Origin of the sequence: Luteibacter sp. (genome assembly GCF_035539195.1) — a bacterium.
Taxonomy (GTDB): Bacteria; Pseudomonadota; Gammaproteobacteria; order Xanthomonadales; family Rhodanobacteraceae; genus Luteibacter.
In genome coordinates this window covers 1-12,222 of the sequence record NZ_DATLIW010000009.1, presented here as the reverse complement: position 1 = coordinate 12,222, position 12,222 = coordinate 1, and the positions used below count along the sequence as shown (strand labels likewise).

General features: G+C 65.3%; 9 protein-coding genes. All 9 read left to right on the top strand.

The window, feature by feature from the left end:
* Positions 1 to 28 precede the first annotated feature (28 nt).
* The 9 genes from VM621_RS02285 (at position 29) to VM621_RS02245 (ending at position 11,590) form a co-directional block, all read left to right on the top strand.
* Entirely contained in the window at positions 29 to 1,072 is a 1,044-nt protein-coding gene (locus tag VM621_RS02285) for a sugar ABC transporter substrate-binding protein (protein WP_325467374.1), read from the top strand.
* A gap of 21 nt (positions 1,073 to 1,093) precedes the next feature.
* Positions 1,094 to 2,227, top strand: coding sequence for an ABC transporter permease (locus tag VM621_RS02280; protein ID WP_325467373.1), 1,134 nt, complete (start codon positions 1,094 to 1,096; stop codon positions 2,225 to 2,227).
* Positions 2,228 to 2,237: 10 nt separating this feature from the next.
* Positions 2,238 to 3,026 carry an ATP-binding cassette domain-containing protein gene (locus VM621_RS02275; protein ID WP_325467372.1) on the top strand — a complete coding sequence of 263 codons (789 nt, stop codon included), beginning with the start codon at positions 2,238 to 2,240 and terminating at the stop codon, positions 3,024 to 3,026.
* Positions 3,027 to 3,039: 13 nt separating this feature from the next.
* Entirely contained in the window at positions 3,040 to 5,010 is a 1,971-nt protein-coding gene (locus VM621_RS02270; RefSeq protein WP_325467371.1) for a bifunctional 5-dehydro-2-deoxygluconokinase/5-dehydro-2-deoxyphosphogluconate aldolase, read from the top strand.
* Positions 5,007 to 6,890 carry a 3D-(3,5/4)-trihydroxycyclohexane-1,2-dione acylhydrolase (decyclizing) gene (iolD, locus tag VM621_RS02265; protein ID WP_325467370.1) on the top strand — a complete coding sequence of 628 codons (1,884 nt, stop codon included), beginning with the start codon at positions 5,007 to 5,009 and terminating at the stop codon, positions 6,888 to 6,890. The genes VM621_RS02270 and iolD overlap by 4 nt, the downstream gene beginning before the upstream one ends.
* Complete coding sequence (gene iolE / locus VM621_RS02260) at positions 6,887 to 7,795, top strand: myo-inosose-2 dehydratase (protein WP_325467369.1); 909 nt, start codon at positions 6,887 to 6,889, stop codon at positions 7,793 to 7,795. Before iolD ends, iolE begins: the two co-directional genes overlap by 4 nt.
* Positions 7,792 to 8,589: a 5-deoxy-glucuronate isomerase gene (iolB, locus tag VM621_RS02255; protein WP_325467368.1), complete on the top strand. Its 798-nt coding sequence runs from the start codon at positions 7,792 to 7,794 to the stop codon at positions 8,587 to 8,589. Before iolE ends, iolB begins: the two co-directional genes overlap by 4 nt.
* Before the next feature lie 27 nt (positions 8,590 to 8,616).
* Positions 8,617 to 10,140, top strand: a complete 1,524-nt coding sequence (locus VM621_RS02250; RefSeq protein WP_325467367.1) for a CoA-acylating methylmalonate-semialdehyde dehydrogenase — start codon at positions 8,617 to 8,619, stop codon at positions 10,138 to 10,140.
* A 115-nt stretch (positions 10,141 to 10,255) separates the two neighbouring features.
* Entirely contained in the window at positions 10,256 to 11,590 is a 1,335-nt protein-coding gene (locus tag VM621_RS02245) for a carbohydrate porin (protein WP_325467366.1), read from the top strand.
* Positions 11,591 to 12,222: the final 632 nt, after the last annotated feature.

Sequence of the window (12,222 nt, the reverse complement as noted above, 5' to 3'; positions counted from 1 at the left end):
GGTAGACCCGGTCTCCTGTGGAGGCAATATGCGATCCAAACTGATTCAAGCCACCCTGGCTGCAGCCCTTGCCCTCGGCCTCGGTCTCGCCGCCCCCGCCTCCCAGGCGGCCCCGGGCGACCGATACGTCCTGGTTACCCACGCCGCCGACTCCGACTCCTGGTGGAACACCATCAAGAACTCGATCAAGCAGGCCGGTGAAGACTTCGGCGTCGATGTGGACTACCGCGGTTCCGGAAACGGCGACCTGAGCGAAATGGCTCGCCAGCTGGAATCGGCGGCCGCGCGCAACTACCAGGGTGTCGCCTTCGATATCGCCAGCTTCGCGGTGCTCAAGTCCCCCGCCGCCAAGGTCTCGGCCAAAGGCATTCCCATCGTCACGATCAACTCGGGCACGCCGGACGAGAGCAAGAAACTCGGCGCGATCCTGCATGTCGGCCAGGGCGAGTACGACGCAGGCAAGGCCGCGGGTGACCGCGCCAAGGCCGCCGGTGTCACCAGCTTCGTCTGCGTGAACCATTACGCCACCAACAACGCCTCGTTCGAGCGCTGCCAAGGGTTCGCCGACGCGATCGGCGTGAAGGACTGGCGCAAGACCTCGATGATCGACACCGGCATGGACCCGACCGTGGTCGCCAGCAAGGTCAGTGCCTACCTGCGCAGCAACCCGAAGACCCAGGCCATCCTGGCCCTCGGCCCGAACGCCGCCGAGCCGACCATCAAGGTGGTCAACGACATGCACCTGGCCGGCAAGATCAACTTCGGCACCTTCGACCTCTCGCCCGCGATCATCGCCGGCATCAAGTCCGGAACCATCCAGTATGCGATCGACCAGCAGCCCTACCTGCAGGGCTACATGGGCATCGCCGCGCTGGTGATCGCGCATGACCAGAAAACCAACGACCCGGCAAAGATCATCGCCACGCTCAAGGCCAACCCGAAGTTCCAGGCCCGGCTGAAGCAATACGACCTCCATCCGGTCTACACCGCCACGGGCGTCAGCTCGGGTCCCGCGTTCGTCACCAAGGACAACGTGGCGACGGTCGAGAAGTACGCCGGCACGTACCGCTAAGCGATCCGAAGGACCCACGCCATGAGTGCCATCAACGAGAGTGTCACGAACATGATTGAACCGAAATCCACGGACGAACGCGTACGCAAGCTTTCACCGTGGCGCATCCTGCTCGACCGGCCCGAACTGGGGTCCATCGCGGGCACGGTGCTCGTCTTCGCCTTCTTCGGCGTCTTCGCCGGCGGTTCGGGCATGTTCGCGCTCGATGGCATCATCAACTGGGCCCAGGTGGCCGGCTACCTCGGCATCATCGCCGTGGGCGCCTGCCTCCTCATGATCGCCGGCGAGTTCGATCTGTCGATGGGTTCGATGATCGGATTCGCCGGCGTCATGGTGGCCATTCCCCCCATGTACCTCGGCTGGCCTCTCTGGGCCGCGGTGATCTTCGCCTTCGTCGGCTCGATGGCGCTGGGCGCGCTCAACGGCTACCTGGTCGTGCGCACCAGGCTGCCGTCGTTCATCGTGACGCTGGCTTTCATGTTCATCCTGCGTGGCCTCACGCTGGTCCTATCGACCAGCTTCGCCAACAGCACCATCGTCAGTGGCATCGGCGACAAATTCAACGACGATCCGGTGATCGCGGCCCTGTTCCAGGGCACCACGCTGCACTGGCTTTTCAACGGCCTGGCGAGCATGGACCTGATCACCAAGTTGCCCAGCGGCGACCCGGTGGTCGGCGGCCTGCCCAAGGTGCTGGTGTGGTGGATCGTCATGGCACTCGCAGCCGGCTTCGTCCTTGCCCGCACGCGCTTCGGCAACTGGATCTACACCGTCGGCGGCGATTCCAACGCCGCGAAGAATGTCGGCGTTCCGGTACGTCGCGTGAAGATCTCCCTGTTCGTGCTCACCGCGTTCTGCGCCTGCCTGTTCGGTGTGCTGCAGGTGGCCGACGTCGGCTCCGCCGCGGCCGACCGCGGCCTGCAGAAGGAATTCGAAGCGATCATCGCCGTGGTCATCGGCGGCACCCTGCTCACCGGTGGCTTCGGCTCGGTCATCGGCGCCTGCTTCGGCGCGCTGATCTTCGGCGTCGTGCAGATCGGCATCTCGTACACCAATATCGATTCCGACTGGTACCGCGTATTCCTCGGCGGCATGTTGCTGCTCGCGGTCCTGTTCAACCATTACATCCGCAGCCGCGCTGCGGCGACGAAGTAGGAGCGCCACCATGGCCGACGATTACATCCTCGAACTCGACGACGTCAGCAAGTTTTTCGGCACCGTCATCGCCCTGCAAGGCGTCACCCTGCGCCTCAAGCGTGGCGAAGTGCACTGCCTGCTCGGCGACAACGGCGCAGGCAAGTCCACCCTGATCAAGACGCTCGCCGGCGTGCATCAGCCGAGTTCCGGCGCCTACCGCGTCGACGGGCAGGACGTACGCTTCAACTCGCCGCGCGAGGCCCTGGATCGTGGCATCGCCACGGTGTACCAGGATCTCGCCCTGGTCCCCCTGATGAGCGTGGCGCGCAACTTCTTCGCCGGCCGCGAGCCACGCAAGAAGTTGTTCGGGGTCATCCCTGTCATCGACATGAACTACGCCAACGAGACCGCGCGCGACAAGCTGGCCGAAATGGGCATCCGGGTGCGCAACGCGAGCCAGCCGGTGGGCACCATGTCCGGCGGCGAACGCCAGTGCCTGGCGATCGCCCGCGCCATTCATTTCGGCGCCAAGGTACTGATCCTCGACGAGCCCACCGCCGCCCTGGGCGTGAAGCAGTCCTGCAACGTGCTCAAACTCATCCACCAGGCGCGCGAGCGCGGTATCTCGGTGATCTTCATCACGCATAACGTGCACCACGCCTATCCGATCGCCGACAGCTTCACGCTGCTCAACCGCGGCCAGTCCATGGGTACCTTCTCCAAGAAGGACATCACCAAGGAAGCCGTGCTCGACATGATGGCCGGCGGCACGGAGATCCAGAGCCTGGTCGACGAACTGGAAGGCCGCGCGGCCTGATCACGGAACCCCTATGCGAAGCCCCCTGCCCCGTTCCCCCTCCCGCCCCATCGACGTCGCCTGCCTCGGCCGGCTCGCCGTGGATCTCTACGCCCAGCAGATCGGCGCCCGCCTCGAAGACGTCACCAGCTTCGCCAAATACCTTGGCGGATCGTCGGCCAACGTCGCCTTCGGCACGGCCCGCCTCGGCATGCGTTCGGCCATGCTCGCCCGCGTCGGCGACGATCACATGGGCCGCTTCCTTACCGAGACACTCGCCGCCGAAGGCAGCGACGTCAGCCAGATCCGCATCGATCACGAGCGGCTCACCGCGCTGGCCATTCTCGGGATCAAGGATCGCGAAACCTTCCCGCTGCTGTTCTATCGCGAGAACTGCGCCGATATGGCGCTGACCGCCGACGACATCGACGAAGCCTTCATCGCCTCCTGTCGCGCGCTCGCCATTACCGGCACGCATTTCTCCGAGCCCGGCGTGCATGCCGCCAGTTCGCGCGCCATCGAACTGGCGCGCAAGCACGACGTCCGTACCGTGCTCGACATCGACTACCGACCGGTGCTCTGGGGCCTGACCGGCCGCGGTGACGGCGAGCAGCGTTTCGTCGCCGCCGATCACGTGACCCGTCACCTGCAGGCGATCCTTCCCGGTTTCGATCTGATCGTCGGTACCGAGGAAGAATTCCATATCGCCGGCGGCAGTGAAGACCTCATGGCCGCATTGCGCGCCGTTCGCGGCATCACCGCCGCGACGCTCGTGGTCAAACGCGGCGCCGTCGGTTGCAGTGTCATCGAAGGGCTCATTCCTTCGACCATCGACGACGCGCCGACCTATCGCGGCAGCCGCGTCGAGGTGCTCAATGTGCTCGGTGCCGGCGATGCCTTCCTCTCGGGCTTTCTCACCGGCTGGCTGAGCGGCGAGAGCATCGAGCGCGCGTGCGCGTTCGCCAATGCCTGCGGCGCCATCGTGGTGTCCCGCCATGGTTGCGCCCCGGCCATGCCGAGCCGCGCCGAGCTGGATGCCTTCCTCGCCCGCGAGGGCGGTATCGCGCGTCCGGACCTGGACAAGGAGCTTGCCCACCTGCATCGCACGTCCGTACCGCGCACATCGTGGGACGACCTCTATGTCTTCGCCTTCGACCATCGCACGCCGTTTTTCGAGCTGAGCCGCGAAGTGGGCGGCGAGGAAAGCAGGATTCCACGCCTGAAGGAGCTGCTTGTCGAGGCCGTGGCGGCAACCGAGCGCGCCGGCCAGTTGCACGGCCACATCGGCCTGCTCGCCGACGACCGCTACGGCCAGGATGCGCTCAACGCGGCCAGTGGCCGCGGCTGGTGGATCGGTCGCCCCGTCGAAGTGCCCGGCTCCAACCCGCTCGAATTCGAGCGCGGCCGGTCGATCGGCACCCAGTTGGTCAGCTGGCCGAAGGAACACGTCATCAAGTGCCTGGTCGCTTTCGATCCGGATGCGGACGCCATGCATCGTGTCGAGCAGGAAACCCAGCTGCTGGCTTTGTACGACGCGGCGAAAGCCAGCGGCCACGAGTTGCTGCTCGAAGTCATTCCACCGGGCTGCAAGGACGCCGCGCACCGTGACGACCAGGTGCTGCGCTCGATGAAGCGCATTTACAACCTCGGCATCCGCCCCGACTGGTGGAAGCTCTGCCCACCGCGCCGCGAAGCCTGGGGTGCGATCGACGCACTCATCCACGAGCGCGATCCGTACTGCCGCGGCGTGCTGTTGCTCGGCCTCAACGCCCCCGAGGATGCCCTGGCCGCCGGTTTTGCCGATGCCGTCGAGAGTTCGACCGTGCGTGGCTTCGCCGTGGGCCGCACGCTGTTCATCGAGCCGGCCTCGGCCTGGCTCGCCGGCACGATCGACGACGCGACCCTCGTGGCGCAGGCCAAAGCGGCCTTCGAACGGATGATCGCACTGTGGCGCGACGCACGCCGCACCCCGGATCGACGCGTGAAAGAAGGCGCTGCCGCATGAGTGCAACCCTTCGCCTCACCACCGCCCAGGCGCTGATTCGCTATCTTGCCGCGCTGCGCGGCCGCGATGCGGACTCGGACGAGTCCACGCCGTTGTTCGGCGGCGTCTTCGCCATCTTCGGCCACGGCAACGTGGCCGGGATCGGCGAAGCGCTCTACGCGTCGCGAAACGAACTGCCGACCTACCGGGCGCACAATGAACAGGCGATGGCGCACGCCGCCATCGCCTATGCCAAGACCCACATGCGTCGCCGCATGATGGCGGTCACGACGTCCATCGGCCCCGGGGCGACGAACCTGGTCACCGCCGCCGCGCTGGCCCATGTGAACCGCCTGCCCGTCTTGCTGCTTCCGGGTGACATCTTCGTTTCGCGCGCGCCGGATCCGGTGCTCCAGCAGCTCGAGGATTTCTCCGATGGCACGGTCTCGGTCAACGACACGCTGCGCCCGGTTTCGCGTTACTTCGACCGCATCGTCCGCCCGGAACAGCTGCTGGTCGCGCTGCCCCGCGCGATTCGCGCACTGACCGATCCCGCCCTCTGCGGACCGGTCACGCTCGCCCTGCCGCAGGATGTCCAGGCCGAAGCCTGGGATTTCCCAGCCTCGTTCTTCGAGCCGCGCGAGATCGTCTTCCGCGCACCGCAACCGACCGACGACGAGCTGATGTATGCGCTCGACGCGATCGAAGCCTCGGAGCGCCCGGTGATCATCGCCGGCGGCGGTGTTCTCTACGCGAAGGCCTCGCGCGCGCTCCTGGACTTCGCCGACAAGCACGGTGTGCCGGTCTGCGAGACGCAGGCGGGCAAGGGCGCCCTGCCGTGGAACCATCCGCTCCACTTGGGACCGGCCGGCGTCTCCGGTTCATCCTCGGCGAATGCGCTCCTGCGCGATGCCGACCTGATCATCGCCGTCGGCACGCGCCTGCAGGACTTCACGACCGGCTCGAACGCCTTGTTCGCGCACGTACCGATCCTCTCGGTGAACGTCAACGCCTTCGATGCCCTGAAGGGCGACGGCCTGGAAGTCATCGGCGACGCGCGCGAAGTGCTCGACGACCTGAGCTTCGGCCTCGAAGACTGGGCCGCTCCCGATGCCTGGAGCACGCGTGCCCGCGACGCCGCGAGCGAGTGGGTGCACGTGGTCGCGCGCATCACCGGGCAACGCAGCGCGCCATCGGGCCGGCTGCCTTACGACGGTGAAGTGATCGGCGCCGTACAACGCTCTTCGCCGCGCTCCACCATCGACGATATCGTGCTCTGCGCCGCCGGCACGCTGCCCGCCGAACTCGAAAAGCTCTGGCGCACGGAAACCCCGGGCGGCTATCACATGGAATACGGCTACTCGTGCATGGGTTACGAGATCGCCGGCGGTCTCGGCGCCAAGATGGCCGCGCCCGAACGCGAAGTCATCGTCATGGTGGGCGACGGCAGCTACCTGATGATGAACTCGGAGATCGCCACCTCGGTGATGCTCGACGCCAAGCTCATCATCGTGCTGCTCGACAACCGCGGATACGGCTGCATAAACCGCCTCCAGCAGGCCACCGGCAGCGCACCGTTCAACAACATGTTCGACGACTGCCTGCAAGGCAGGCATGGCATGCCGACGATCGACTTCGCCGCGCACGCCCGTGCGCTCGGCGCCATCGCCGAGCACGTGGCCGACATCGCCGGCCTGGAAGCGGCCATGGAACGTGCACGCGACGCCGACCGCACCTATCTCATCAGCATCGATACCGACCACACACGCACGACCGAGGAGGGCGGCGTATGGTGGGAAGTGGCGGTGCCCGAAGTTTCCACGCGGGAAGCCGTGCGCGACGCGCGCGCGGGCTATGAATCCGCCACCGTGGGCCGCAAGGCCAGGAACACGCCAGTATGAAGAACGATCCCATCCGCATCGGCATCAACCCGATCTCCTGGAGCAACGACGACCTTCCCTCGCTCGGTGGCGAGACACCGCTCTCCACCGCGCTCAGCGAAGGCAAGGCGATCGGCTACGAAGGCTTCGAGCTCGGCAACAAGTTCCCGAAAGATCCGACCGCGTTGCGCGAGCTGATGGCCGGTTACGGCCTCGACGTCGTCTCGGGCTGGTACAGCGGTCGCGCGGCGGCGCGTCCGGCGAAGGAGGAGATCGTCGCCGTGGAGACCCACCTTCGCCTGCTTGCCGAGAACGGCTGCAAGGTCATGGTCTACGGGGAAGTGGCCGACGCCATCCAGGGTGAACCGCATCCTCTCTACAAGCGCCCGCGCTTGCGTACGGCGGAAGCCTGGAAACGCTACGGCGACAATCTCACGGAGTTCGCGAAATTCACACTCTCCCGCGGTGTACGTCTTGCGTACCACCATCACATGGGCGCCTACGTCGAATCGCCGGAGGATGTCGACCAGCTCATGGCCCATACCGGCGACGAAGTCGGCCTGCTGTTCGACAGTGGGCACACCTATTTCGGCGGCGGCGATCCGCTCACCGTGCTGGACAGGCATATCGATCGCATCTGTCACGTGCACTGCAAGGACGTGCGGCCGGGCGTCGTACGCATGGCGCGCAACCGTCACTGGACCTTCCTCGAATCCGTCCTCAATGGCGCGTTCACCGTGCCCGGTGACGGCTGTATCGACTTCGCCGGCATCGTCGACCGGCTGAAGAGCCACGGCTACAAGGGCTGGCTGGTCGTCGAGGCCGAGCAGGACCCTGCCGTCGCGCCCAGCTACGCGTTCGCCGAAAAAGGCTACAACACGCTGCGCTCGCTGCTCGACGGCGTGCCGGTGAGGGAGGTCGCATGAGCCTGCTGGTCAAGGCCGCCGCCGAGGGCGAGGCCATCGTTCGCGTTACCCCCGAATCGGCGCACTGGAAGCATGTGGGCTTCGAAGCACGGCGTCTCGCCGCCGGCGAGACCACCGAGATCTCGCTGCCCGCCGACCGAGAAGGCTGCCTGGTCATCCTCACCGGTACGGTGGACGTCGTGGTCGGCGACCACGACTGGAAGCATCTCGGCGGACGCGACAGCGTCTTCGAAGACCGCTCCACGCATGCGATCTACGCGCCGCCCTCGTCCGTCTACAAGGTCACCGCGCAGTCGGACGCCGAGCTCGCCATTGCCTCGGCGCCGGCCAGCGGCCGCCTGGATGTGCGTCTGATCGAGCCAGGTTCGATGAAGCGCTCCGTGCGCGGCACCGGCGCCAACACCCGCTATGTGTGCGACGTGCTGCCGGAAACGGAGCAGGCCGAATCGCTGCTCGTGGTCGAGGTGCTCACGCCCGCCGGCCACTCCTCCAGCTACCCGCCGCACAAGCACGATACCGACGCCCTGCCCGAAGAGAGCGTCCTCGAAGAAACCTATTACCACCGCATCGATCCGCCACAGGGCTTCGCCTTCCAGCGCGTCTATACGGACGACCGCGATATCGACGAGTCGATGGCCGTGGGCGACCACGACGTGGTGATGGTGCCTCGCGGCTACCACCCCGTGGTCATGCCACACGGCTACCGCGGCTATTACCTCAATGTCATGGCCGGCCCGCGCCGCGAATGGCATTTCCGCAACGATCCCGCCCACGAATGGATGATCGCGCGCTAACGGCGCCGCGATCGGAGTAACCACGCCATGTCCGCCCAGCCCTCCAGCAACACCCTTCCCCGCATCGCTCACTTCATTGCCGGCAAGCCGTACGCCGGTACGCCGTCCGGCTCGTCGCCGGTCTACGATCCGGCTCGCGGTGTCGTCGCGTCCGAAGTGGATCTCGCCTCCGTGGCCGATGTCGACCACGCCGTGCGCGCTGCGCACGCCGCCTTCCCTGCCTGGTCGCAGTTGCCGCCGCTGAAGCGCGCGCGCGTCATGTTCCGCCTCAAGGAACTGATCGAGCGCGATATGGATCGCCTCTCGCGGATCATCGTGGCCGAACATGGCAAGGTGCTTTCCGACGCCAGGGGTGAGGTAGTGCGCGGCCTGGAAGTCGTCGAGTACGCCTGTGGTATCCCCGAACTGCTCAAGGGCGAGTACACCGAGCAGATCGCCAACGGCATCGATGCCTGGACCATGCGCCAGGCGATCGGCGTCTGCGTCGGCATCACGCCATTCAACTTTCCCGCCATGGTGCCCATGTGGATGTTCCCCATGGCTATCGCTTGCGGCAACACCTTCGTGCTCAAGCCTTCCGAACGCGATCCCTCGCTCGCACTGGAACTGGCGAAGCTCCTGAAGGAAGCCGGCCTGCCCGATGGGGTCTTCAACGTGGTCAACGGCGACAAGACCGCCGTGGATGCCCTGCTCGACCATGACCTCGTGCGCGCGGTGAGCTTCGTCGGCTCCACGCCGATCGCCGAGTACATCTACGCGCGCGGCACCTCGCAGGGCAAGCGCGTGCAGGCCCTGGGCGGCGCGAAAAACCACATGCTCGTCATGCCCGACGCGGACCTGGACAAGACCGCCGACGCCTTGATCGGCGCGGGCTACGGCGCCGCCGGCGAGCGCTGCATGGCGATCTCGGTTGCAGTGGCGGTCGGCGAAGCCACGGCGGATGCACTCGTAGCGAAGCTCGCGCCACGCGTGAAGGCGCTGCGCATCGGCAACGGCATGGACGAAACGGTGGAGATGGGTCCGGTCGTTACCGGGATCCACAAAGACCGGATCACCGGCTATATCGACGACGGCGTGGCGGCGGGAGCCGAACTCGTCGTGGACGGCCGCGGCTACCAGGTCGCCGGTTGCGAACAGGGCTTCTTCGTCGGCGGCACGCTGTTCGACCGCGTCACCCCCGCCATGCGTATCTATAAGGAAGAGATTTTCGGACCCGTTCTTTGCGTGGTTCGGGTGCCGGATTTCGCCAGTGCGTTGAAGCTGGTCGATGAACATGAATATGGTAATGGCACGGCGATCTTCACACGCGATGGACACGTTGCGCGAGAATTTGCGCATCGCGTTCAGGTAGGCATGATCGGCATAAATGTCCCCATCCCCGTTCCCATGGCTTTTCATAGTTTCGGCGGCTGGAAAAAGAGCCTGATGGGGGATCACCACGCTCACGGCCCTGAATCCGTGCGTTTTTATACAAAACAGAAGGCCGTTACACAGCGCTGGCTGAACCACGATGAAAGCGCCGGCGCAGAATTCGCAATGCCCACACATTAGTACGACAAAAACACTAGAATGCGGCGGTTGATCGCACGGGGAGTATTGTGCGTTGCAACTTAAATAATCAAAAGCCAAGTACGAAAAAGCTTAATTTTTTTCAGGGAGAAGGGTAATGCTCAATCATTTTTCTAAGCGCCCCCTCGCCGGTCTGATGCTCGCCTGCCTCGGTCTCGGCGCTACCGCCGCCCATGCGGACGACACGATGAAGTCCGACTTCAGCAGCATGTCGACCAGCAAGTACCTCTTCGGTGACTGGGGCGGAACGCGTTCGCGTCTCGCCGATGAGGGTGTCACCTTCGATCTGGGCTACGGCTCGGAACTCGCGCACAACTACTCCGGCGGCGATCGCCAGATCACCCGCTACACCGACCAGTGGAAGCTCGGCACCTCGTTCGATCTGCAGAAGCTCTGGGGCTGGGAAGGTGCGAAGTTCACCGTCCTCGTCACCGACCGTAACGGCCGCAACATCGGCGCCGATGCCCACATCGGTAACAACCAGCTCATTCAGGAAGTCTATGGTCGCGGCCAGACCTGGCACCTCACGGTGTTCTCCCTGGAGCAGAAGTTCTTCGACGACCGCCTGACCTGGAAGCTGGGTCGCCTGCCGGTCGGCGAGGACATCAACCAGTTCTCGTGCGACTTCCAGAACCTGACGTTCTGCGGTGCCCAGCCGGGTAACATCGTGGGCGACTACTGGGTCAACTGGCCGACCAGCCAGTGGGCCACGGTGCTGAAGTACGCGACGACCGAAAACACGTTCCTGCAGATCGCCGCGTACCAGGTCAACCCGAAGTACGTCGACGATTCGTACGCCCAGCACAAGGGCCTCGTGCCCGACTTCCCGAGCGGCACCACCGGCGCGCTCATTCCGCTGGAGTTCGGCTGGAAGCCGACTGTCAACGGTCTGCCGGGTTCGTACCGCGCTGGCGTCTGGTACAACACGTCCAAGGGTAACGATCTCTACCTCGACGTGAACCGCCAGCCGATCGCGCTCACCGGCGACAAGCCGCTGCAGCACGACGCACGCAAGGGCGCATGGATCACCTTCCAGCAGCAGGTTACGGGTGAGGCTGGCGGTGCAGGCGCGACGGTGTTCCTGAACATCACGTCCGCCGACCACGCCACCTCGGCCACGAACAACCAGATCGCACTCGGCATGGAGTACAAGGGCCCGTTCGGTCGCCCGAACGACTTCATCGGTGCCGCCTTCGGTGGTTCGTATGCCAGCGGTTACGCCGCGAAGAACCAGCGCCTGATCAACGAGCTCACCGGTTCGAACACGATCGTCAACCGCGGTTACGAGCGTGTGTCTGAAGTGTTCTACAGCTGGTCGCCGATTCCCTCGATCGCGATCCGTCCGAACCTCCAGTACATCCAGGATCCGGGTGGCAGCAGCCAGCGTGACAATGCGTTCGTCCTCGGTCTGAAGACCAGCGTCGCGTTCTGAACAAGGCAGACCGGGGCAACCCGTCTGCTTCACTCGAAGGCCCGGGGAAACCCGGGCCTTTTTTTGGTTCTTCGCGGATTACCGGGGGCGAGCGCTCGGCATGCCGGGCATTTGTTGGCACCTTGCACATGGCTCGCCTTCGGCATCGCGGGCTCGGCTGGGCCGTCGCTTTGTACACTTGGGCGCTTCGCGGGGAGACCTTGGCGCCCACCCTCGCTGCTCAGACAGGTCCTCCGCGTTCGGTGCGGAAGGCCGCTGCGCGGCCCATGTATCTATTTGGCCTACGGCCGCTCACTTGTGCGGAACTCGCCTCGAGGGTGGACGCCAAGGTCTCTCACGACGACACGGTCAGCTGGCAGGAGAGCCGTTGTGTCGTGCCGTCGTCGGCCCTAGCCGCGCCCGGAACTCCGGGTCGATGCGGAAGCGGTTGCCGGTACCCGATTGCCCAATGCCTTCCTCGCGCTGGTGTCGGCGTGCTTGTCGACGATGCGGCCGCGCGCTTTGGCTCGACCCACGCGAGCCTCACGGTCCGGGAGAGTCTTCGGTGCCCACCCTCGAGGCGAGTTCCGCACAAGTGAGCGGCCGCAGGCCATATAAGACACGCCGCGAAGCGGCCTTCCGCACCGAACGCG

Coding starts and splice junctions, on each gene's coding strand:
- VM621_RS02285 (WP_325467374.1), top strand. CDS start 29: ATGCGATCCAAACTGATTCAAGCCACCCTGGCTGCAGCCCTTGCCCTC.
- VM621_RS02280 (WP_325467373.1), top strand. CDS start 1,094: ATGAGTGCCATCAACGAGAGTGTCACGAACATGATTGAACCGAAATCC.
- VM621_RS02275 (WP_325467372.1), top strand. CDS start 2,238: ATGGCCGACGATTACATCCTCGAACTCGACGACGTCAGCAAGTTTTTC.
- VM621_RS02270 (WP_325467371.1), top strand. CDS start 3,040: ATGCGAAGCCCCCTGCCCCGTTCCCCCTCCCGCCCCATCGACGTCGCC.
- iolD (WP_325467370.1), top strand. CDS start 5,007: ATGAGTGCAACCCTTCGCCTCACCACCGCCCAGGCGCTGATTCGCTAT.
- iolE (WP_325467369.1), top strand. CDS start 6,887: ATGAAGAACGATCCCATCCGCATCGGCATCAACCCGATCTCCTGGAGC.
- iolB (WP_325467368.1), top strand. CDS start 7,792: ATGAGCCTGCTGGTCAAGGCCGCCGCCGAGGGCGAGGCCATCGTTCGC.
- VM621_RS02250 (WP_325467367.1), top strand. CDS start 8,617: ATGTCCGCCCAGCCCTCCAGCAACACCCTTCCCCGCATCGCTCACTTC.
- VM621_RS02245 (WP_325467366.1), top strand. CDS start 10,256: ATGCTCAATCATTTTTCTAAGCGCCCCCTCGCCGGTCTGATGCTCGCC.